The 19176-nt window shown below is 72.7% G+C and carries 18 protein-coding genes and 1 riboswitch; of the genes, 13 read left to right on the top strand and 5 right to left on the bottom strand.

Translation table 11 applies throughout. The features are described 5' to 3' along the window. Window positions 1-55: 55 nt before the first annotated feature. The gene (locus tag ACFYMU_RS09605; RefSeq protein WP_388370464.1) at window positions 56-1768 is read left to right on the top strand and encodes a flavin monoamine oxidase family protein; all 1713 of its coding nucleotides are present in this window, start codon (window positions 56-58) and stop codon (window positions 1766-1768) included. A 21-nt stretch (window positions 1769-1789) separates the two neighbouring features. Here ACFYMU_RS09605 and ACFYMU_RS09600 read toward each other — a convergent pair whose 3' ends face one another. Both ACFYMU_RS09600 and ACFYMU_RS09595 read right to left on the bottom strand, forming a co-directional pair. Further along, the gene (locus ACFYMU_RS09600; RefSeq protein ID WP_388370461.1) at window positions 1790-2719 is read right to left on the bottom strand and encodes an LLM class F420-dependent oxidoreductase; all 930 of its coding nucleotides are present in this window, start codon (window positions 2717-2719) and stop codon (window positions 1790-1792) included. Between the two features lie 101 nt (window positions 2720-2820). Further along, window positions 2821-3495, bottom strand: a complete 675-nt coding sequence (locus tag ACFYMU_RS09595) for a DUF5995 family protein (RefSeq protein ID WP_388370458.1) — start codon at window positions 3493-3495, stop codon at window positions 2821-2823. 231 nt (window positions 3496-3726) lie between these two features. Between ACFYMU_RS09595 and ACFYMU_RS09590 the strand changes: the two genes are divergently transcribed. Then, window positions 3727-4185 (top strand): acyl-CoA thioesterase, encoded by a 459-nt coding sequence (locus ACFYMU_RS09590; protein ID WP_388370455.1) that lies wholly within the window; start codon window positions 3727-3729, stop codon window positions 4183-4185. Here the strand turns inward: ACFYMU_RS09590 and ACFYMU_RS09585 are convergent. After that, window positions 4145-5356, bottom strand: coding sequence for an MFS transporter (locus ACFYMU_RS09585; protein WP_388370452.1), 1212 nt, complete (start codon window positions 5354-5356; stop codon window positions 4145-4147). The two genes, ACFYMU_RS09590 and ACFYMU_RS09585, sit on opposite strands and share 41 nt — an antisense overlap. 130 nt (window positions 5357-5486) lie before the next feature. Here ACFYMU_RS09585 and ACFYMU_RS09580 point away from each other — a divergent pair, with 130 nt between their 5' ends. The 10 genes from ACFYMU_RS09580 to ACFYMU_RS09535 all read left to right on the top strand — a co-directional run bounded on the left by ACFYMU_RS09580 (window position 5487) and on the right by ACFYMU_RS09535 (window position 14908). Continuing rightward, window positions 5487-6803, top strand: a complete 1317-nt coding sequence (locus tag ACFYMU_RS09580; protein WP_388370449.1) for an ROK family transcriptional regulator — start codon at window positions 5487-5489, stop codon at window positions 6801-6803. Between the two features lie 392 nt (window positions 6804-7195). Then, window positions 7196-7326, top strand: a riboswitch (FMN riboswitch). A gap of 146 nt (window positions 7327-7472) precedes the next feature. Then, window positions 7473-8075 (top strand): riboflavin synthase, encoded by a 603-nt coding sequence (locus ACFYMU_RS09575; protein ID WP_388370446.1) that lies wholly within the window; start codon window positions 7473-7475, stop codon window positions 8073-8075. Beyond that, the gene (locus ACFYMU_RS09570) at window positions 8072-8716 is read left to right on the top strand and encodes a nicotinamide riboside transporter PnuC (RefSeq protein WP_388370444.1); all 645 of its coding nucleotides are present in this window, start codon (window positions 8072-8074) and stop codon (window positions 8714-8716) included. Before ACFYMU_RS09575 ends, ACFYMU_RS09570 begins: the two co-directional genes overlap by 4 nt. Next, the gene (locus tag ACFYMU_RS09565) at window positions 8713-10080 is read left to right on the top strand and encodes a bifunctional 3,4-dihydroxy-2-butanone-4-phosphate synthase/GTP cyclohydrolase II (RefSeq protein WP_388370441.1); all 1368 of its coding nucleotides are present in this window, start codon (window positions 8713-8715) and stop codon (window positions 10078-10080) included. The genes ACFYMU_RS09570 and ACFYMU_RS09565 overlap by 4 nt, the downstream gene beginning before the upstream one ends. A 19-nt stretch (window positions 10081-10099) precedes the next feature. Continuing rightward, complete coding sequence (gene ribH, locus ACFYMU_RS09560; RefSeq protein ID WP_388370438.1) at window positions 10100-10585, top strand: 6,7-dimethyl-8-ribityllumazine synthase; 486 nt, start codon at window positions 10100-10102, stop codon at window positions 10583-10585. 34 nt (window positions 10586-10619) lie between these two features. Further along, a complete protein-coding gene (locus ACFYMU_RS09555; RefSeq protein ID WP_061930286.1) occupies window positions 10620-10892 on the top strand; it encodes a phosphoribosyl-ATP diphosphatase in 273 nt (90 codons plus the stop codon). Window positions 10893-10942: 50 nt separating this feature from the next. Further along, complete coding sequence (hisG, locus tag ACFYMU_RS09550; protein ID WP_388370434.1) at window positions 10943-11800, top strand: ATP phosphoribosyltransferase; 858 nt, start codon at window positions 10943-10945, stop codon at window positions 11798-11800. A 14-nt stretch (window positions 11801-11814) separates the two neighbouring features. Further along, window positions 11815-12270: a PH domain-containing protein gene (locus ACFYMU_RS09545; RefSeq protein ID WP_388370431.1), complete on the top strand. Its 456-nt coding sequence runs from the start codon at window positions 11815-11817 to the stop codon at window positions 12268-12270. Window positions 12271-12503: 233 nt separating this feature from the next. After that, window positions 12504-13841 (top strand): hemolysin family protein, encoded by a 1338-nt coding sequence (locus ACFYMU_RS09540; RefSeq protein WP_388370428.1) that lies wholly within the window; start codon window positions 12504-12506, stop codon window positions 13839-13841. Beyond that, window positions 13838-14908 (top strand): hemolysin family protein, encoded by a 1071-nt coding sequence (locus ACFYMU_RS09535; protein WP_388370425.1) that lies wholly within the window; start codon window positions 13838-13840, stop codon window positions 14906-14908. The genes ACFYMU_RS09540 and ACFYMU_RS09535 overlap by 4 nt, the downstream gene beginning before the upstream one ends. 93 nt (window positions 14909-15001) lie before the next feature. Here the strand turns inward: ACFYMU_RS09535 and ACFYMU_RS09530 are convergent, their stop codons facing one another. Both ACFYMU_RS09530 and ACFYMU_RS09525 read right to left on the bottom strand, forming a co-directional pair. Next, window positions 15002-16861, bottom strand: coding sequence for an AAA family ATPase (locus ACFYMU_RS09530; protein WP_388370422.1), 1860 nt, complete (start codon window positions 16859-16861; stop codon window positions 15002-15004). A 432-nt stretch (window positions 16862-17293) separates the two neighbouring features. Further along, a complete protein-coding gene (locus ACFYMU_RS09525; RefSeq protein WP_388371377.1) occupies window positions 17294-17914 on the bottom strand; it encodes a uridine kinase in 621 nt (206 codons plus the stop codon). 269 nt (window positions 17915-18183) lie between these two features. Here ACFYMU_RS09525 and ACFYMU_RS09520 point away from each other — a divergent pair, with 269 nt between their 5' ends. Further along, window positions 18184-19140, top strand: coding sequence for a hypothetical protein (locus tag ACFYMU_RS09520; protein ID WP_388370420.1), 957 nt, complete (start codon window positions 18184-18186; stop codon window positions 19138-19140). Window positions 19141-19176 lie beyond the last annotated feature (36 nt).

Here is a 19176-nt window from a genome sequence, read left to right as displayed (position 1 = left end):
CCCCAGAGTTCTTCAGGGACTTCAGAGTTCCTTTTCGCGCAAGGAGTCGTACCCCATGACGTCCACGGTGCCCAACGCCGTCCAGCACGCCGACGAGCAGCAGCCGCCGATCACCATGTTCGGGCCGGACTTCCCTTACGCCTACGACGACTTCCTCGCCCACGCGGCGGGCCTCGGCCAGATACCCGCGACCGAGCACGGCACGGAGGTCGCGGTCGTCGGCGGCGGCCTGTCCGGCATCGTGACCGCGTACGAGCTGATGAAGATGGGCCTCAAGCCCGTCGTGTACGAGGCCGACCGGATCGGCGGCCGGCTGCGCACCGTGGGCTTCGAGGGGTGCGACCCGTCGCTCACCGCCGAGATGGGCGCCATGCGGTTCCCGCCGTCCTCGACCGCGCTGCAGCACTACATCGACCTGGTGGGCCTGGAGACCAGGCCGTTCCCCAACCCGCTGGCCGAGGCCACCCCGTCGACCGTCGTCGACCTGAAGGGCGTGACCCACTACGCCGAGACGCTCGACGACCTGCCGCAGGTCTACCGTGACGTGGCGGACGCGTGGAACGCCTGCCTGGAGGAGGGCGCCGACTTCTCCGACATGAACCGCGCCCTGCGCGAGCGCGACGTGCCCCGCATCCGCGCGATCTGGTCCAGGCTCGTCGAGAAGCTCGACAACCAGACCTTCTACGGCTTCCTCTGCGACTCGGAGGCGTTCAGGTCCTTCCGGCACCGCGAGATCTTCGGCCAGGTCGGCTTCGGCACCGGAGGCTGGGACACCGACTTCCCCAACTCCATCCTGGAGATCCTGCGCGTCGTGTACACCGAGGCCGACGACCACCACCGGGGCATCGTCGGCGGCTCCCAGCAACTGCCGCTGCGCCTGTGGGAGCGGGAGCCGGGGAAGATCGTGCACTGGGCCCACGGGACGTCGCTGAAGTCGCTGCACGAGCGCGGCGAGCCCCGCCCCGCCGTGACCCGGCTGCACCGTACCGCCGGCAACCGGATCACCGTCACCGACGCGGGCGGCGACATCCGCACGTACAAGGCGGCCGTCTTCACCGCCCAGTCGTGGATGCTGCTGTCGAAGATCGACTGCGACGACTCGCTCTTCCCGATCGACCACTGGACGGCGATCGAGCGCACCCACTACATGGAGTCGAGCAAGCTCTTCGTGCCGGTCGACCGGCCGTTCTGGCTCGACGAGGCCGTCGACGAGCAGGGCCGGCCGACAGGCCGGGACGTGATGTCGATGACGCTCACCGACCGCATGACCCGCGGCACCTACCTCCTCGACGACGGACCGGACCGGCCGGCCGTCATCTGCCTCTCCTACACCTGGTGCGACGACAGCCTGAAGTGGCTGCCGCTGTCCGCGAACGAGCGGATGGAGGTCATGCTGAAGTCGCTCGGCGAGATCTATCCGGACGTCGACATCCGCAAGCACATCATCGGCAGCCCGGTGACCGTCTCCTGGGAGAACGAGCCCTGCTTCATGGGGGCGTTCAAGGCGAACCTGCCCGGCCACTACCGCTACCAGCGGCGCCTGTTCACGCACTTCGTGCAGGACCGTCTGCCCGCCGACAAGCGGGGTGTCTTCCTCGCGGGCGACGACATCTCCTGGACGGCCGGATGGGCCGAGGGCGCGGTGCAGACCGCGCTGAACGCCGTGTGGGGCGTCATGCACCACCTGGGCGGCGCGACGGACCCGGCCAACCCCGGCCCCGGCGACGTCTTCGACGAGATCGCGCCGGTGGAGCTGCCGGAGGACTGACCGGGTCCCGCGGGCGGCCGGTCAGACCCCCGCCGCCCGCGCCTTCTCGTACACCTCGGCGGCGACGTCCTTCAGCTCCTGAGCGTCCCGCACGGCGCTCTGGAGGTCGACGAGGATCTCCTCCAGGCCGATCGCGGCGTGTGCGGCCAGGTCCTCGACGATCTGGTCCGCGTTGCCCTGGAAGGGCCGCCGGTCGGCGCCGTCGTACGCCCCGGCCGAGTACGTCGCGTTCACCCGCAGGACCGTCTGGATCGGCTCCTTGCGCCCGCGCTCCTCCGCCAGCTCCTGCAACGCGCTCCACTGGGCGGCGATCTGCTCGAGGCCCATGCCCACCGGCAGCCAGCCGTCGGCGTGGTCGACGAGCCGGCGCTGCGCCTTCCTGCTGCCCGCGGCCAGCAGGATCGGGATCGGCCGGGCGGGCTTGGGGCCGACCACGGCGGAGGCGATCCTGGTGAGCCCTCCCTCGTACACCACGGGGTCCGGCCCCCACACGGCCCGGCACACCTCGATCACCTCGTCCAGCACCTGGCCGCGTTCCTCGAACGGCCGCACGGACGCGGCCGCGTACTCGTCGAGGGACCAGCCCGTGCCGAAGCCGGCGACCACCCGGCCGCCGCTCGCCGCGTCCAGCGAGGCGAGGGCCTTGGCGAGCTGGAACGGCACGTGCAGCGGCGCCACCAGGACGCTGGAGCCCAGCCGGGCCCGCTCGGTGGCCGCCGCGGCCAGGGTGAGCGTGATCAGCGGGTCGGCCACGCCACGGTAGGTGTCCGGCCAGGGGAGCCCTTCCACGCCGTACAGCCCCTGCGTCGCGGGATCGGGAACCAGGGCCCTTTCATACACCCACAGGCTTTCGTATCCGATCTGCTCGGCGGTGCGTGCCACGTCGGGCACGTCCCGTCCCAGGGTGTACTGCCGGTTCTGCGGAAGACCGAGTCCGAGCCGGGTCGCCATGCGTGGGTGCTCCTTCGCAAGAGATCGGTGGGGCCGTCAACGTACAGCGGCGCGACCGGAGTTCTGGGGGAGATGGGCCGGGATGGCCGGATTCGGCGGCGTCAGCCGGGAAACGGGGTGAGCAGCATGCGTCCGGCGAACCCCACCGCGGCGTCCAGCCGCCGTGCGAACTCCTCGGTCAGCTCCGGCAGTTCCCGCAGCGCCCACAGTGCGCGGGCGGCCGACCAGGCGGCCTCGCGGGCCCGCTCCAGGCTCCACGCGCCGAGCAGATGCGTGAGCGGGTCGGCGATCTGCAGCAGGTCGGGACCCGGCATCAGATCCTCGCGGATGCGCTCCTCCAGCGAGCCGAGAAGGCACCCCACACGCTCGAACTCGTCCTCCAGATCGGCCGGTTCGCAGCCGAGCGCACGGCAGGCGTCCACGACGGCCAGCGCGAGGTCGTGCCCGATGTGCGCGTTGATGCCGGCGAGCGCGAACTGCAGCCGCCGCACGCCGGGATGGCGCCGGAACTGGAACAGCGGCCGCCAGCACGCGGGCAGGGGCCCTTCCTCGGCCACGGACAGATACCGTTCGGCGAACCGGACGTCCAGGGTGGTCGCGGCCCGTTCGTCCGGGAAGCACCCCGCGTCCAGGCGGCGGCCGACCTCCTCGGTGACGGCGAGGTAGACGCGGTTGAAGACCGCGACACCGTCGTGTTCGGGCCAGATCCCGGCGAGCGCGCGCATGCGTGAGACGACCGTGTCCACTCCGGTCGTGGGATGTTCCGTCGGCACCATGGGGGAAGGGTTCCAGTCCGGGACCGGGCGGGGTGCCACCGGCCCGCCCGCTTCCCCATAACGGGGGAACCCGCCGATGGCCCGGGAGAGGGACGGACGGTACGGCGCGGGGCCGAGCCCCTGCTCTGCGGACCTGACCTGCGGATCGGCCGACTGAGCGACCGCTTACCATGGTGGGGTCCGGGGCCGCACCGTCGCGCGCCCCCCAGGCCCACTTCCAGGAGCACGCCCGTGACCGCCGAGACCCAGACCGCGCCCGCCGTGTCGTACGGGCGGCTGGTCCCCGTCGCCGTCCACTTCGACGACCTGGACGCGCTCGGTCTGCTGCACAACGCCCGCTATCCGGTCATGGTCGAGCGCGCCTGGACCGCCCTGTGGCACGAGCGGGGCTTCGGATTCGACGGCGACTGGGAGGCGGCGGGCGACTTCTGCAGCGCGGTCAAGGAACTGCGGATCAGCTACGAGGTCCCGGTCGACAGGCCGGGCCCGTACGCCGTGCACCTGTGGCTGGAGCGGCTGGGGAACACCGGTCTCACCTACGGGTTCCGGTTCTGCTCGGCCGACGGGGCGGTGACCTACGCGCACGGTTCCCGGGTCCTCGTCCGGCTCGACGCGGCCACGCTGCGCCCGACGTCGTGGAGCGGGTCGTTCAGGGCCGTGGGTCGGGAACTGCTGCGCCGCGCGAGCTGACCGCGAGGCGGTCGCGCTCACCCGCCCGCAGCACCCCGGCGAGCCCCGCGAGCCCGCAGGCCAGCACCGTCACCAGGCCGAACGACACGACGAGGCTCGTGGCCTGGGCCAGGGTGCCGATGGCGCCGGGCGCCACCAGTCCCGAGGTGTAGGTGATGGTCGCCACGCCGGCGATGGCCTGGCTGGGGTTGGGGCCGCTGCGGCCCGCCGCGGCGAAGCACAGCGGGACCACGACGGCGATACCGAGACCCATCAGCGCGAAGCCGCCCATCGCCACCGCCGGACGGCCCGCGAGGACGACGAGCAGGCCGCCGAGCGCGGCCAGGACGCCGCCCACCCGGACGGTGCGCACCGCCCCGTACCGGTCCACCACCCGGTCGCCCGCGACGCGCGCGATCGCCATGGCGAGGGTGAAGCCCGTGGTGCAGGCGGCAGCGAGCCCGGCCGAACTCCCCAGCCGGTCGCGCAGATAGACCGCCGACCAGTCCAGGCTCGCCCCTTCCGCGAACACCGCGCAGAAGCCGATCGCGCCGATGAGCAGCGCCGACCTGGGCGGCAGCGCGAACCGGGGCGGCGGTTCCTCGTCCTCGGCGGGCTGCAGGTCGAGCACCCATGTGCAGGCGGCCACGCCCAGCACGGTCAGGACCGCGGCGGCCAGGGCGTGGTGCAGCCGGGCGTCCGAGCCCAGGTGCGCGGCGAGGGTGCCGGCCGCCGAGCCCACCAGGGCGCCCGCGCTCCACAGTCCGTGCAGACCGGACATGATCGACCTGCCGAGACGGTTCTCGACCTCCACGCCCAGGGCGTTCATCGCCACGTCCGCCATGCCCGCCGTGGCGCCGAACGTGAACAGGGCCAGGCACAGCGTCGGCAGGTTCGGCGCGAGGGAGGGCAGGGCCAGGGCGAGCGTCCACAGCGACAGCAGCCCGCGCAGCGCCGTCCGGGCGCCGAAACGGTGACTGATCCGGCCCGCGAGCGGCATCGCGACGGACGCGCCGAGCGCGGGGAACGCGAGGGCGAACCCGAGCTGGCCCGGGCCGGCGTGGGCATGGTCCTGGATCCACGGCACACGGGTGGCGAAGGAGCCGGTGACCGCGCCGTGCACGGCGAAGACCGCGGCCACGGCGTACCGGGCGCGCCTCACCTCGGACTGCTGACGGACCACGTCCCCCATTCTCGGATGCCCTCCCTGTCCGTGTCCGCACCGTCCGTGCTCCCGTAAACTATCAGGAACCCTGCCTGATAGATAGGGAGGGTGACGAGCCGCCCGCCGGGCGGCACCGTAGATCTGGAAGGATCCCGGCATGCCCGCATCCCCGAGCACCGCCCGGGCCATCAACGACCGGCTCGCCCTGCGCCTGCTCCAGCAGGAGGGCGCGTTGACGGCGGGGCAGCTGAAGCAGCTCACCGGACTGTCCCGGCCGACGGTCGCCGACCTCGTCGAACGGCTCACGGCCGCCGGGCTGGTCGCGGTCGTGGGGGAGTCGGGGGAGCAGCGGCGCGGTCCGAACGCGCGGTTGTACGGGATCGTCGCCGACCGCGCCCGTCTCGCGGCCCTCGACGTGCGCACCGAGGGCGTCTCCGTCCTCGTCTCGGACCTCGTCGGCGATGTGCTCGCGGAGGCGTCGGTGCCCATCGGCGGCGACATCGGCACGGGGCTCGCGGTCGAGCGGGCGGTGGCGCTGGTCGAGCGCACGGCGGAGGAGGCCGGCGCCCCGGGGGCGCCCCCGGGCGAGCGTGGTCCGGCGCGGGGGAGGCTGCACACGGTGGGGATCGGGGCGCCCGGCCTGATCGACCCCGCCACCGGCGACCTCCGCGACTCCTCGGGGCTGCCGGAGTGGCATCGCCGACTGGTCGCCGCGCTGCAGGAGCGGCTGCCCGCGCGCGTGATCGTGGAGAACGAGACCAACCTCGCCGCCGTGGCCGAACAGCGTGAGGGCGCCGCCCGCGACCGCGACACCTTCGTGCTGCTGTGGCTGGGGCACGGCACGGGTGCGGCCGTGGTGCTGGACGGCGCGCTGCGCCGCGGCGCGTCCGGCGGCACCGGCGAGATCGGCTTCCTGCCGGTGCCCGGCACCGCGACCTTGCCCTCGGCGACGGACTGCGCGGGCGGGTTCCACTCGCTGGCCGGGGCGGCGGCCATCGCGGAGCTGGCGGACGCCCACGGGCTGGTGACGGAGGGGCCGGCGCCCGGGCTCCGCGCGGCGGCGCTGGTGCGCCGGGCCGTGCGGGAGGCGGAGGGGGCGGATGCCGCGGTTCCCGAGGGCGGCCCGGGGGCCGGGCGTTCGGGTGGCGCGGCTCGTGGCCGCGGGGCCGGCCGCCCCGCCGCCTCCGGGCGTGCCGCCGCCCGCTTCCTCGACGTCCTCGCCGACCGGCTCGCCATCGGCGCCGCCTCCGTGACCGCCGTCCTCGACCCCGGCTGCGTGGTGCTCGGCGGTGAGGTCGGGCAGGCCGGCGGGGAGGTGCTCGCCGCGCGCGTCGGGGAGCGGCTCGCCCGCATGTCGCCCCTGCGGACCGAGGTGCGGGCGAGCATGCTCGGCGGCGGCGCGGTCCTGCGCGGCGCACTGCTGACCGCGAGGGACGGCGCACAGGACGAACTGTTCGCTCCCCCCGCCCGCTGACCGCTTGCTGACCCGCCCGCAGACCGCCCGCAGACCGCCCGCAGACCGCTTGCCGACCGCCCACAGGCCGCCCGCGACGGCGCACGGCCGGGCGGATGCCCCGGTGAAGGCCCGGCGGCGGGGCAAGGGCCTTCGTCACCACCGCCGGGCCGCCCGCGGACGGCGTGACCGCGCCGGGACCGCCGACCCTAAGAGGACTAGACCAAGTTGGTCAATAGGTATGGACCAATTGTGGAACGGTGGTCGCGGGCAGGGGTGTTGCCCCGGCGCCAGGAGGGCCGGTTCCGCACGGGCGGCCGAGGAAGTCCAGTATGTGAACCTGTGAGCCACCACACAGCGGTTCACCCGCATGGCCGTCGAGCGCGCGTGGCACACTGAGGCTGTACCAGAAGCAGCGCACTCCGGGGTCGGTGAAAGTCCGAACCGGCGGTTACAGTCCGCGACCCGGTCGCTTCCAGCGGCCGGTTGACCAGGTGAAATTCCTGGACCGACGGTTAAAGTCCGGATGGGAGGCAGTGCGCGGCGGGCGGGCATCCATGCGCGCCGCCGTCCGGCTCGTCCTGTGGACGGGCCGTCGTCCGGCGACGTCCCGGTGTCCCTGCCCGTGTTCACTGTCGTCATCGACAGGCCCCGGAGTCCGTGCCCGATCGAGGCAGGAGGACCCGGGAAGTGTTCACCGGAATCGTCGAAGAGCTGGGTGAGGTCACCGCCGTCGAGAACCTCGGCGACTCCTCCCGCTTCCGGCTCCGTGGACCGGTCGTCACCGAAGGCGCCCGGCACGGTGACTCCATCGCGGTCAACGGGGTCTGTCTCACCGTCGTCGAGCACGAGGGCGACGAGTTCACCGCCGACGTCATGGCGGAGACCCTCAAGCGCTCCAGCCTCGGCGCCCTCACCGTCGGCTCCCGCGTCAACCTCGAACGTCCCACGGCCGTCGGCGCGCGCCTCGGCGGGCACATCGTGCAGGGCCACGTCGACGGCACGGGCACGCTCCTCGCGCGCGAGCCCTCCGACCACTGGGAGCTCGTCACCGTCTCGCTCCCCGCGGACCTGAGCCGCTACGTGGTCGAGAAGGGCTCCATCACCGTCGACGGCATCAGCCTCACCGTCGTCGAGGCCGGTGCCGACCGCTTCACCGTCAGCCTCATCCCGACCACCCTCGCGCTGACCACGCTCGGTATCAAACAGCCGGGCGACCCGGTCAACCTGGAGGTCGACGTCATCGCCAAGTACGTCGAGCGCCTGCTGGCCGGTCAGGGGGCGGCCCGGTGAACTGGCTCAACTCCGAGGCCTTCACGCTCCTCGGCCAGCACATCAAGTGGTCGGACATGATCGGCAACGTGATCGGCCTGACCGCGCTCGCCTTCGGCTGGCGGCGCTCCATATGGAGCTGGCCGGTGCAGTTCCTGTCCGGCGTCGTCCTGTTCGCGGCCTTCGCCACGGCCCACCTCTCCGGCAGCGCCGGCAAGCAGGTCGTGGTCATGGTCGTCGCCGTCTACGGCTGGTGGCAGTGGAAGCGGGGCACGGGGCAGGCGGCGGACGGGCACATCTCCGTGCGGTTCGCGACCTGGCGCGAGCGGGTCGCCCTCACCGTCGCCGCCGCCGCGGGCACGCTCGCCGTGGCGGGCCTGTTCACCGCCTTCCCGACGCTGTCCTGGGACCCGTGGCCGGACGCGTACATCTTCGTCGGCACCGTCGTCGCCATGTACGCACAGGCACGGGGCATGGTCGAGTTCTGGTTCGCCTGGCTGCTGGTCGACGTGGTCGGCGTCCCCCTCAACTTCGCCAACGGCTTCGCCTTCTCCGGCTTTGTCTACGTCCTCTACGGCGCGCTCGTCCTGTGGGGCATGCGCGACTGGTGGCTGCGCTCCCGCAGGGCCGCGCGGCCCGTCCTGGAAGGAGCCCCGGCATGACGTCCCGCCCCTCTCCCACCGCCCTGAACGAGGCGTCCCCGGAGACGAACGCCTGGGCCGACCCGCATCGCGCCGCCCTGCGGACCCCGGTCCTCTTCGGCGCGGACGACATCGACGACTTCACGCTCGACCCGGTCGAGCAGGCCATCGCCGACATCGCGGCCGGCCGCCCCGTCGTGGTCGTCGACGACGAGAACCGGGAGAACGAGGGCGACCTCGTCATCGCCGCCGAGAAGGCGACCCCCGAGATCGTCGCCTTCATGATGAGCGAGTGCCGCGGCCTGATCTGCGCCCCCATGGAGGGCGCCGAACTCGACCGCCTCCGGCTCCCGCAGATGGTCGACCGGAACACCGAGTCGATGCAGACCGCCTTCACCGTCTCCGTCGACGCCAGCGGCGCCCACGGCGTGAGCACCGGCATCTCGGCCTCCGACCGCGCCACCACGCTGCGGCTGCTGGCGGGCGGAGAGGCGGGCCCCGGCGACTTCGTCCGCCCCGGGCACGTCTTCCCGCTGCGCGCCAGGCCCGGCGGCGTGCTCGTCCGCAACGGGCACACCGAGGCGGCCGTCGACCTCGCCAGGCTCGCGGGACTGCGCCCGGCCGGCGCCATCGTGGAGATCGCCGGCGAGGACGGCCACATGCTGCGGCTGCCGGAACTCATCCCGTTCGCCCGCAAGCACGGCCTGACGATCATCTCCATCGAGGACCTGATCGCCTACCGCCGTACCTCCGAGCCCACCGTCCGCCGCGAGGCCGAGGTCCACCTGCCCACCGCCTTCGGCGAGTTCACGGCCTACGGCTACCGCTCCACCGTCGACGGCGTCGAGCACATCGCCCTGGTGCACGGCGAGATCGGGGACGGCGAGGACATCGTCGTCCGCATCCACTCCGAGTGCCTCACCGGTGACGTCCTCCACTCCCTGCGCTGCGACTGCGGCCCCCAGCTGGAGGCCTCCCTGCGGCGCATCCAGACCGAGGGCCGCGGCGTGGTCGTCTACCTGCGCGGCCACGAGGGACGCGGCATCGGGCTGCTGTCCAAGCTGCGCGCCTACGAGCTCCAGGAGCGCGGCCGCGACACCCTGGACGCCAACCTGGAGCTGGGCCTGCCGGCCGACGCCCGCGACTACGGCGCCGGCGCCCAGATCCTGGAGGACCTCGGCGTCCGCAGCGTGCGGCTGATGACCAACAACCCCGACAAGACCGCCGCACTGCACCGGCACGGCCTCAGGGTCACCGCCCGGGAGCCGATGCCCGTCCAGGCGGGCGAACACAACCTCCAGTACCTGCGCACCAAGCGGGACCGGATGGGGCACGACCTGCCCTGGCTGGACACGAGCGGCGTGTCCACCTGCGGCAACCAGTAAGAGAGCACTGAGGAGAGACGTGAGCGGCAAGGGTGCACCGGAGCTGTCCGTACGCAACGCGAGCGACCTGCGGGTCGCCGTCATCGCGGCACAGTGGCACGAGAAGGTGATGGACGGTCTGGTGGACGGGGCCCTGCGCGCCCTGCGCGAGCTGGGGATCGACGAGCCGACCCTGCTGCGGGTCCCCGGCAGCTTCGAGCTCCCGGTCGCCGCCAAGGTTCTCGCGGGCCGCGGCTACGACGCGGTCGTCGCCCTCGGGGTCGTCGTCCGCGGGGGGACCCCGCACTTCGACTACGTGTGCCAGGGCGTCACCCAGGGCCTCACCCAGGTCTCCGTCGAGACCGGCGTCCCCGTCGGCTTCGGCGTCCTGACGTGCGACACCGAGGAGCAGGCCCTCGACCGCGCGGGCCTGCCCGGCTCCGCCGAGGACAAGGGCCACGAGGCGGTGACCGCGGCGGTGGCGACCGCCGCCACGCTCCGCTCGGTATCCGAACCCTGGCACTGAGGCGCGCACCGGAGCGCGTAGGGTGAGGACCACCATGTCCAAGAAGACGTTCGAGGAGCTCTTCACCGAGCTCCAGCACAAGGCCGCCCACGGCGATCCCGCCACCTCCCGCACCGCCGAGCTGGTCGGCAAGGGTGTCCATGCCATCGGCAAGAAGGTCGTCGAGGAGGCCGCCGAGGTCTGGATGGCCGCCGAGTACGAAGGCAGGGAGGCGGCCGCCGAGGAGATCTCGCAGCTGCTGTACCACGTCCAGGTGATGATGGTGGCGCGCGGGATCTCCCTCGACGACGTCTACGCCCACCTCTGAGCCGTACAGCACACCGCACACCGTACGCACGAACGAAGGAAGCCGACCTCATGCTGCGCATCGCCGTCCCCAACAAGGGTTCACTGTCCGGCCCTGCGGCGGACATGCTGCATGAGGCCGGCTACCAGCAGCGCCGGGAGTCCAAGGAGCTCAGGATCGTCGACCCGGAGAACGAGGTCGAGTTCTTCTACCTCCGCCCCCGCGACATCGCGATCTACGTCTCCTCGGGCCGCCTCGACATCGGCATCACCGGCCGCGACCTGCTGATCGACTCCGGCGCCAACGCCGAGGAGATCCTCCCGCTCGGGTTCGCCCGCTCCACCTTCCGCTTCGCCACCAAGCCCGGCACCGCCGGCGGCGTGGAGGACCTCTCCGGCATGACGGTCGCCACCTCGTACGAGGGCATCGTGGCCAAGCACCTCGCCGACAAGGGCATCGACGCCTCCGTCGTGCACCTCGACGGAGCCGTCGAGACGGCGATCGAGCTCGGAGTCGCCGAGGTCATCGCGGACGTCGTCGAGACGGGCACCTCGCTGCGCAACGCGGGCCTCGAGGTCATCGGCGAGCCGATCATGAAGTCCGAGGCCATCGTCATCCGCCGCGCCGGCGCCGAGGCCGAGGAGACCTCCGAGTCGAAGGTGCAGCAGTTCCTGCGCCGCCTCCAGGGTGTCCTCGTCGCCCGCACGTACGTGATGATGGACTACGACTGCCGCGTCGAGCAGCTGGAGAAGGCGGTCGCGCTCACTCCGGGCCTGGAGTCCCCGACCGTTTCGCCGCTGCACAACGAAGGCTGGGTCGCCGTCCGGGCCATGGTCCCGGCCAAGGAGGCCCAGCGGATCATGGACGACCTGTACGCACTCGGCGCCCGGGCCATCCTGACCACGGCCATCCACGCCTGCCGTCTGTGAAAGACACCACACCGATGCAAGATCTGCCCGTCCTCCCCCTGACCTTCCGTCCCGGGCGCACCCGCGCCGTGCTGCTGTCCGCGGGGACCGCGCTCTTCGCGGCCATCACCGTCCTCGGGATGCTGCTCGAACAGCTCAGCACGGCGGAGCGCCTCGGCTTCGCGCTGACCGGGGCCCTGCTGGGCGGCGTGCTGTTCCTGCTCGCCCGTCCCAGGGTCGTCGCCGAGGAGACCGGGGTCACCGTCGTCAACATCGTCAGCCGGCGTGCCCTCGACTGGGCGGAGATCCTCCGGGTCAACCTGCGTCCCGGCGACCCGTGGGTGTTCCTCGACCTCAGCGACGGCACGAGCCTGCCCGCCCTCGGCATCCAGCCCGGCATCGCCAAGCAGCGCGCGATCGAGGACGCGTGCACCCTGCGGGCCCTCGTCGAGGCCCGCTCCACGGTCGATCCGGAGGTCCGCCGGGGCTGACCCGGGCCCTCCACCCTGCCGCACCCGGCGATGTCTTGACTAATCTGGTGGGCGGAGGTCCCACATCGAGCCTCCGCCCCTGATGCTCCGCCCGGTGCTCAGGGGTTCCTGCTACCCGAGGAGTGACCCCCTCCGGCGATGGACGGATCGTCCTGTAGTACCTGCGCCGCCCCCTGCCGACACGGCGCGGACCCGGTCCGCGACCGCTTTCACGGCGCGGAGGCGGCGGCATCATGACCACCCCCCTGCTGCTCCTCGGGGCGGCGTTCCTGCTGATCCTGGCCAACGGCTTCTTCGTCGCGGCCGAGTTCGGCCTCGTCACGGTCGAACGGCCCGACGCCGAGAAGGCCGCGGCCGAGGGCGACCGGCGGGCCGCTACGGTCGTCGAGTCGCTCAGGGAGCTGTCCTTCCAGCTCTCCGGCACCCAGCTGGGCATCACCATCACCTCGCTCGTCGTCGGCATGCTCGCCGAGCCCGCGCTCGCCGAGGTGCTGCGCGGACCGTTCACCGCGGTCGGCGTCCCCCGCAGCCCGGCGAACGGCATCGCCGTGGTCGTCGGCATGCTGCTCGCCTCGGCCGCGCAGATGGTGATCGGCGAGCTGGTGCCCAAGAACTGGGCGGTGTCCCGGCCGCTCCAGGTCGCGCGCTTCGTGGCCGGCCCGCAGCGCCTGTTCTCACGGCTGTTCCGGCCGGTGATCGCCGCGCTCAACGCGGTCGCCAACCGGCTGGTGCGCGCCTTGGGCGTCGAGCCGGCCGAGGAGCTGGCCTCCGCCCGCACCCCCGGGGAGCTCGTCTCCCTCGCCCGGCACTCGGCACGGGCCGGCGCGCTCGAACAGGACACGGCGGACCTGTTCGTCCGCACCCTGTCCCTGGGCGAGCTGACCGCGCAGCACGTGATGACCCCCCGCGTGCGGGTGAGCGCGCTCCAGTCCACCGCCACGGCCGAGGACGTGGTCAACCTCACCCGGGCCACCGGCCTGTCCCGCTTCCCCGTCTACCGGGAGAAGATCGACGAGGTCGTGGGCATGGTGCACCTCAAGGACGCGCTCGCGGTGCTCGCCCACGAACGGCTGCGCACCCCGGTCGTCCGGATCGCCCAGGCGCCGCTGCTCGTCCCCGAGACGCTGCCCGTGCAGCCCCTCCTGGAGCGGCTGCGCAGCGAGCAGCCGATCGCCGTCGTCGTGGACGAGTACGGCGGCACGGCCGGTGTCGTCACCCTGGAGGACATCGTCGAGGAGCTGGTCGGCGAGGTGCGCGACGAGCACGACCGGCAGGACCTGCCCGAGCTCGCCGCCGCGCCGCCCGAGGACGGCCGGTCGGCGTGGGACGCCGACGGCAGCTGCCGGGTCGACGTCCTGAAGCGGATAGGGCTCGACGTACCGGAAGGGCCGTACGAGACCGTCGCCGGACTCGTCGCCGACCTGCTCGGCCGCATCCCCGCTCCCGGGGACCGGGCCGAACTGCCGGGCTGGCGGCTCACGGTGCGCCAGGTCGGGCACTACCGTGCGGAGCGGGTCCGGCTGGTGAGGGTCGCCGACGCGGCCGTGCAGATCGCGGAGGCGGCGCGATGAGCCTGCTCCAACTCGTGTTCGCCGCGCTGCTGGTGCTGGCCAACGGCTTCTTCGTGGGCGCCGAGTTCGCGCTCGTGTCCGTGCGGCGCAGCCAGATCGAGCCGCTGGCCACCGCGCGGTCCCGGCAGGTGCTGTACGGACTGGAGCGGCTGCCGCAGATGATGGCCGCGGCCCAGTTCGGCATCACCGTGTGCTCGCTGACGCTGGGCGCCGTGGCCGAGCCGACGGTGGCGCATCTGCTGGAGCCGGTGTTCGCGGCGGCGCGCCTCCCCGACGAGATGGTTCATCCGCTCGGGTACGTGATCGCGCTCGCCGCCGTCGTCTTCTTCCACCTGGTGATCGGCGAGATGGTGCCGAAGAACCTGGCGATGGCGGCGCCGGAGAAGGCCGCGCTGTGGCTGAGCCCGGGGCTCGTGGCGTTCGCGCGGCTGTGCCGCCCGGTGACCGTCTCGCTGAGCGCCTGCGCCAAGGTGATCCTCGCCCTGTTCCGGGTCGAGCTGAGGGACGAGGTCGAGGCGGTCTTCACCAGTGAGCAGCTCAACCAGCTGGTGGAGGACTCGGGACAGGCCGGACTGCTCGATCCCGAGGAGCAGGAGCGGCTGGAGGACGCGCTGGAGCTGGGCTCGCGCCCGGTCACGGACGTGCTCCTGGACCCCGTCTCCCTGGTGACCGTGGAGCCCGCCGTCACCCCGGGACAGGTGGTGGCCCTCACCGCGCGCACGGGTTACTCGCGCTTTCCCGTGGTCGCGGGGAACGGCGCCTTCATGGGCTACGTCCATGTGAAGGACGTCCTCGACCTGGAGGACTCCGAGCGGGCGGTGCCGCAGCAGATCTGGCGGCCGATGACCACGCTCGCGGCGGAGCTGCCGCTGGACGACGCGCTCACGGTGATGCGCCGGGCCGCCGCGCACCTCGCCCAGGTGGCGGACGCCTCCGGCCGGGTGCTCGGCCTGGTCGCTCTGGAGGACGTGCTGGAACTCCTGGTGGGCGAGGTCAGGGACCCGGCGCACCGGGAGGCCCCGCCGCAGCCGAGGGCTGCCGAGCCGAAGGAAGCGGTTCCGGGCTGATCCGGGCGGGTGCCCGCCCCCGCGGGGACGCGGGCACCCGCCGGTCCCGGAGCCCGTGTACGAACCTCCGTCCGGAGGTTCGTACACGGGCTCTCACACCCCCGGAGGGGCCTGCGGTCCGCGCCCGGACAGCACCTCTCCGTACGCCTGCATCAGGTCCGGCAGCCGCAAGGTGGACAGGTCGTCCCGGGACGGGATCCCGGGGTACCCGCTCAGCCGCAGGTCCCGGTAGGCACAGCTCTTCTCGTAGAGGGTGCGCAGGAAGCGGCCGTTGCCGAGTTCGTCGATCCAGCCCTGGTCCACGACGTGGCCGGCGATCGAGCGGAGTTCGTCCAGCGCCTCCTCGTCCCAGACGTCACCGTTCTCGGCCGCCAGGACCTCGCCGATCGCGGTCAGTTCCAGAGGGCGGTACGAGGGGAAGTCGACCCGGGTCGTGAAGCGGGAGGACAGGCCGGGGTTGGCGGTCAGGAGGCGGTCCATGCCCTCGGGGTAGCCCGCGAGGATCACCACCAGGTGGTCGCGGTTGTCCTCCGCCCGCTTCAGCAGCACCTGAAGCGCCTCGTCGCCGTACGCGTCCCCCTTGCCGTAGCCCGAGTTGGACAACGAGTACGCCTCGTCCACGAACAGCACGCCGCCGATCGCCGAGTCGATCAGCTCGTTCGCCTTCACGGCGGTCTGGCCCAGGTACTCGCCGACCAGGTCCGCCCGCTGTGCCTCCACCAGATGGTCGCCGCCGAGCAGCCCGAGGGCGTAGAAGACCCGGCCCAGGATGCGTGCCACCGTGGTCTTGCCGGTGCCCGAGGGGCCGGAGAAGACGAAGTGGCGTTTGGGCGGCTGCACGGGCAACCCCTGGCCCGCCCGCAGCCGCGCCATGTTCAGCTGCGCGGACAACGCCTTGACCTGGCGTTTCACCGGCTCGAGACCGACCATGCGCTCCAGCTCGGCCAGCGCCTCCTCCAGCAGCGCGGGATCCGTCGGCCCGGCCGGCAACGCCTGCGCGGGCACCGTGGCCTTTTCGCGGACGGCGTCCCGCTGCGCCGCCAGGCCACCCGGGGGCGGCGGCTCCGGCTCGGAGAGCCTCAGGTCCCGGCCCTCGGCGCCGAAGAGCGGATCGAGACCGTCCGGTCCCTCCAGCGCGTCCCCGCCCACGGTGAGCGCCATCGCCGTGAAGTCGGCCGACTCGTCGTACCCGTCCCCCTCGGCTATGGCCGCGAGCCGCGCCGAGGTGTCCATGAACGCCGGGTCCACCCGGTGCACCGCCCGGTACAGCGGCAGAGCGGCCGCCGAGCGGCCCGTGCCCTCGTGGGCCCTGGCCAGCCAGTACCGCAGCTCCTTGCGCTGCGGCTGCTCGCTGCGGCAGCGCATGAGGGCGGCGGAGAGCAGCGGCTCGGCCTGCCCGTACATCTCCAGACGGACCCGGGCCATCCCTCCGAACAGGCCGGCCTCTATGCCGAGCATGGGGTCGTCGATCAGCGGATCGGTGTGCCGGACCAGCTGCTCCCAGTCCTTGGCCAGGTAGGCCCGGCAGGCGTGCAGGAACCGTACCTGGGGGTCGGCGTCGACGGGGGGCAGCCCCGCCAGCGCCCGGTCCAGTTCGGGGACGTGGCGGCCGTCCAGCCAGTGCGAGGCGTGCGCGAGCAGCAGGTCGCGCGGGCTCTCCAGCACGGGCTGCACCCACCAGCCGAGCCAGTACCAGGAGTTCAGGGTGCGCCGGTGCCGGGAGCGCTGCTCCCCGAAGCGGTCCCGGTGGCGGAACATCCGCAGCAGCGCGGTCGTCGTGTCGATGCGCAGCGCGTGCAGCCCGAGCCAGCCGTCGGCCATCCCCGGGTCCATCCGGACCGCCGCCCGGAACTCCTCCTCCGCCTGTGGATAGGCGCCCATGGTGTAGGCGTCGACACCTCGCAGCCAGGCGAGGTCGGCCGGGGCCTCGGGGCCCTGCGTGCCGAAGTCCATCACGTCCCCCACAAACCGTGCCCCCGATGGTTCACCGCCGGGCGTGTGCCCGGCGGCTGCCTTGCTCGAACCGCGGTGCCGCGGACCGGAGTTGCGACGGTGCGCGGAGCAGCCGCCCGAAGGTCGCACCCAGAGGCATCGTACCTGCGGGGGAGTGGCGCACCGAAGGGTGCCGCACGGGCCGTTCGACGAGGTGGGAGCAGACGGGGCGCACGCCGCGCGGTGACCGTGTGTGAGCGGATCACGTCCCTGGAGACCCGGAGAAGGTGTCCGGGGCAGAACGAAGCCCCCGATCACGGGGGAACAACCGGGGGCTTCGCGTTTGCGGACGGCTCCGAGAGCCGCACATTGAGAACGTAAGACCTGTACGGCCCCCGGGTCAAGCCGACCCGGAGCACTCAAGCAAGTTCTCCCGCAAGGGTCTTCACAAGTTCAGCACACTGATGATGGCTCATCACTGTGGGTGAGCGTGCGGTCCGGGTCGGCGATCCCGGCAGGTCCCGGGGCCACCTCGTACCCCTCCGGTCGCTGCCGCACCAGGAGCTCGGCGAAGGGTCGCGAGGGGTCGTCGGCGAAGTGCCGGCGCTCCGCCTCGGTCCAGGCGGCCCAGAACGCGCGCTGCTCCTCGCCGTCCCTGGCCCGCCCGCGGGCCCAGGCCTCGTCGGCCGGGAGGTCCATCCACAGCAGCCGCGCCAGATGCGGGCGCAGCTCCCGGCGGCCGGCGCCGACGCCCTCGACCAGGACCACGGGGGCGGGCGGCAGTGTGCGCGGGCGCCCGAGACGTCGTGCGCCCCAGTCGTAGGGGCGGTAGTGCGCGCTCTCGCCGCGGCCGAGCGGCTCGACCACCTCGCGCAGCAGCCGCCGGGTCCAGGAGAACAGTTCCTCGTGGGTGGCGATGTCGTCGAGGTGCAGCACGGGCGCGCCGCCGAGCGCGGCCGCCAACCGCCCGGCGAACGTGGACTTCCCGGAGCCCGCGTGCCCGTCGACGCCGACGAGGCGGACGGGGCCGCAGGACGGCGGCAGCCGTCGCAGACGGGGCGCGAGGACGTGAATGACGGTTCCCGGGGTGAGGGGGTGGGCATATTTCGACGGAACATTTTACGCGCGTGTGCCGTGGGCCCCGCGGGCGGGTGCCGGGGAGGGATTCCGCGGACGGCGAAATTTGGTGCGAGGTTGAACAGTTCATTGGTCAATCACCTTGTCCGCGCTTTACCGGCACACCGACGAACCGGTTATTTGGGAATCGCCGTTCCGGTTGCCCCGGATGCTGAGTAGGGTGCCTGATGCGTGACCGGTGAGACGCACGGGGATGGACGGGGAGCATGGCCGCGGGGTTATTCGAGGGGCAGTACGTATGGCATCCGGCGGCCGACGACCGTGAGCTGGCGAGCGTGTGCGTGGAAGTGCGGGCCGGGCGCTATCTGAGCGCCTGCGAACTGCTCGTCGCCACCCGCGAGGACCTGGGGCTGCGTGCCCACCGCTCCCTCGTCCTCGCCTCCGAGGCCGCGGACTCCGACCTGGCCGAACGGTGGCTGGCCGAGGAACCCAGCCAGGAGGCCGCACTGATGTGGGCGCGCGTCGCCGTCCTGCGGGCGCTGCGCGCCGCCGATGCCCATGACGAGCGGGCTCGCGCGCTGGAGCGGATCGCCCTGAACGCGTGCGAGCGCGCCACCGCCGTGGCGCCCCACGACCCCACTCCCTGGGTGGCCAGGCTGGCACTCGCGCGGCTGCACGAGACCGGTGAACACGCTCCGCGGGGACTGCTCACCGAGCCACCCGGCCCCTGGCGGCTGTTCTCGCACATCCTGCGCCTCGATCCCTTCCACCGGGAGGCGCACCACCGCTTCCTCGCCTACTTCTTCAGCCGCCACTGCGGCTCCGTGAACGCCGCCTGGGACGTCGCCGCCTTCCTCAGCCAGCGGGCGCCGGCCACCTCACCGCTGCGTCTGCTGCCCCTGGTCGCGCTCGTCGAGAGCTACAACCCCTCGCAACTGCTCGCGGACCGCGTCTGGGAGCAGCCCCAGTGGCGCTCCACCGCGCTCGCCGTCTACCGGCACTGGCTGCCGGAGGCCGCCGGCTACCGCTTCACCCCGGTGCTCGACCTCGCCTACCTGGCGCACGCCCTGATCATGGGCCAGCGCGAGTTCGAGGCCCGCGCCGTCTTCGTGGCCATGGGGCCCTACGCCTCCCGGATGCCCTGGAGCGTCTTCGGCGAGCCCGAGGAGCAGCTCTCGCGGGCTCGCCGCGCCTGCGGACTGCCCGTGCCGGGAGCCGCCTGACCCGTCCCCCCTTACCGATCGCCCCCACCGACAGAA

The organism is Streptomyces sp. NPDC007264 (genome assembly GCF_042869095.1).
In the GTDB taxonomy this organism is placed as follows: domain Bacteria; phylum Actinomycetota; class Actinomycetes; order Streptomycetales; family Streptomycetaceae; genus Streptomyces.
The sequence above is the reverse complement of the archived record's forward strand: the minus strand, read 5'-3'. Positions and strand labels throughout refer to the sequence as shown.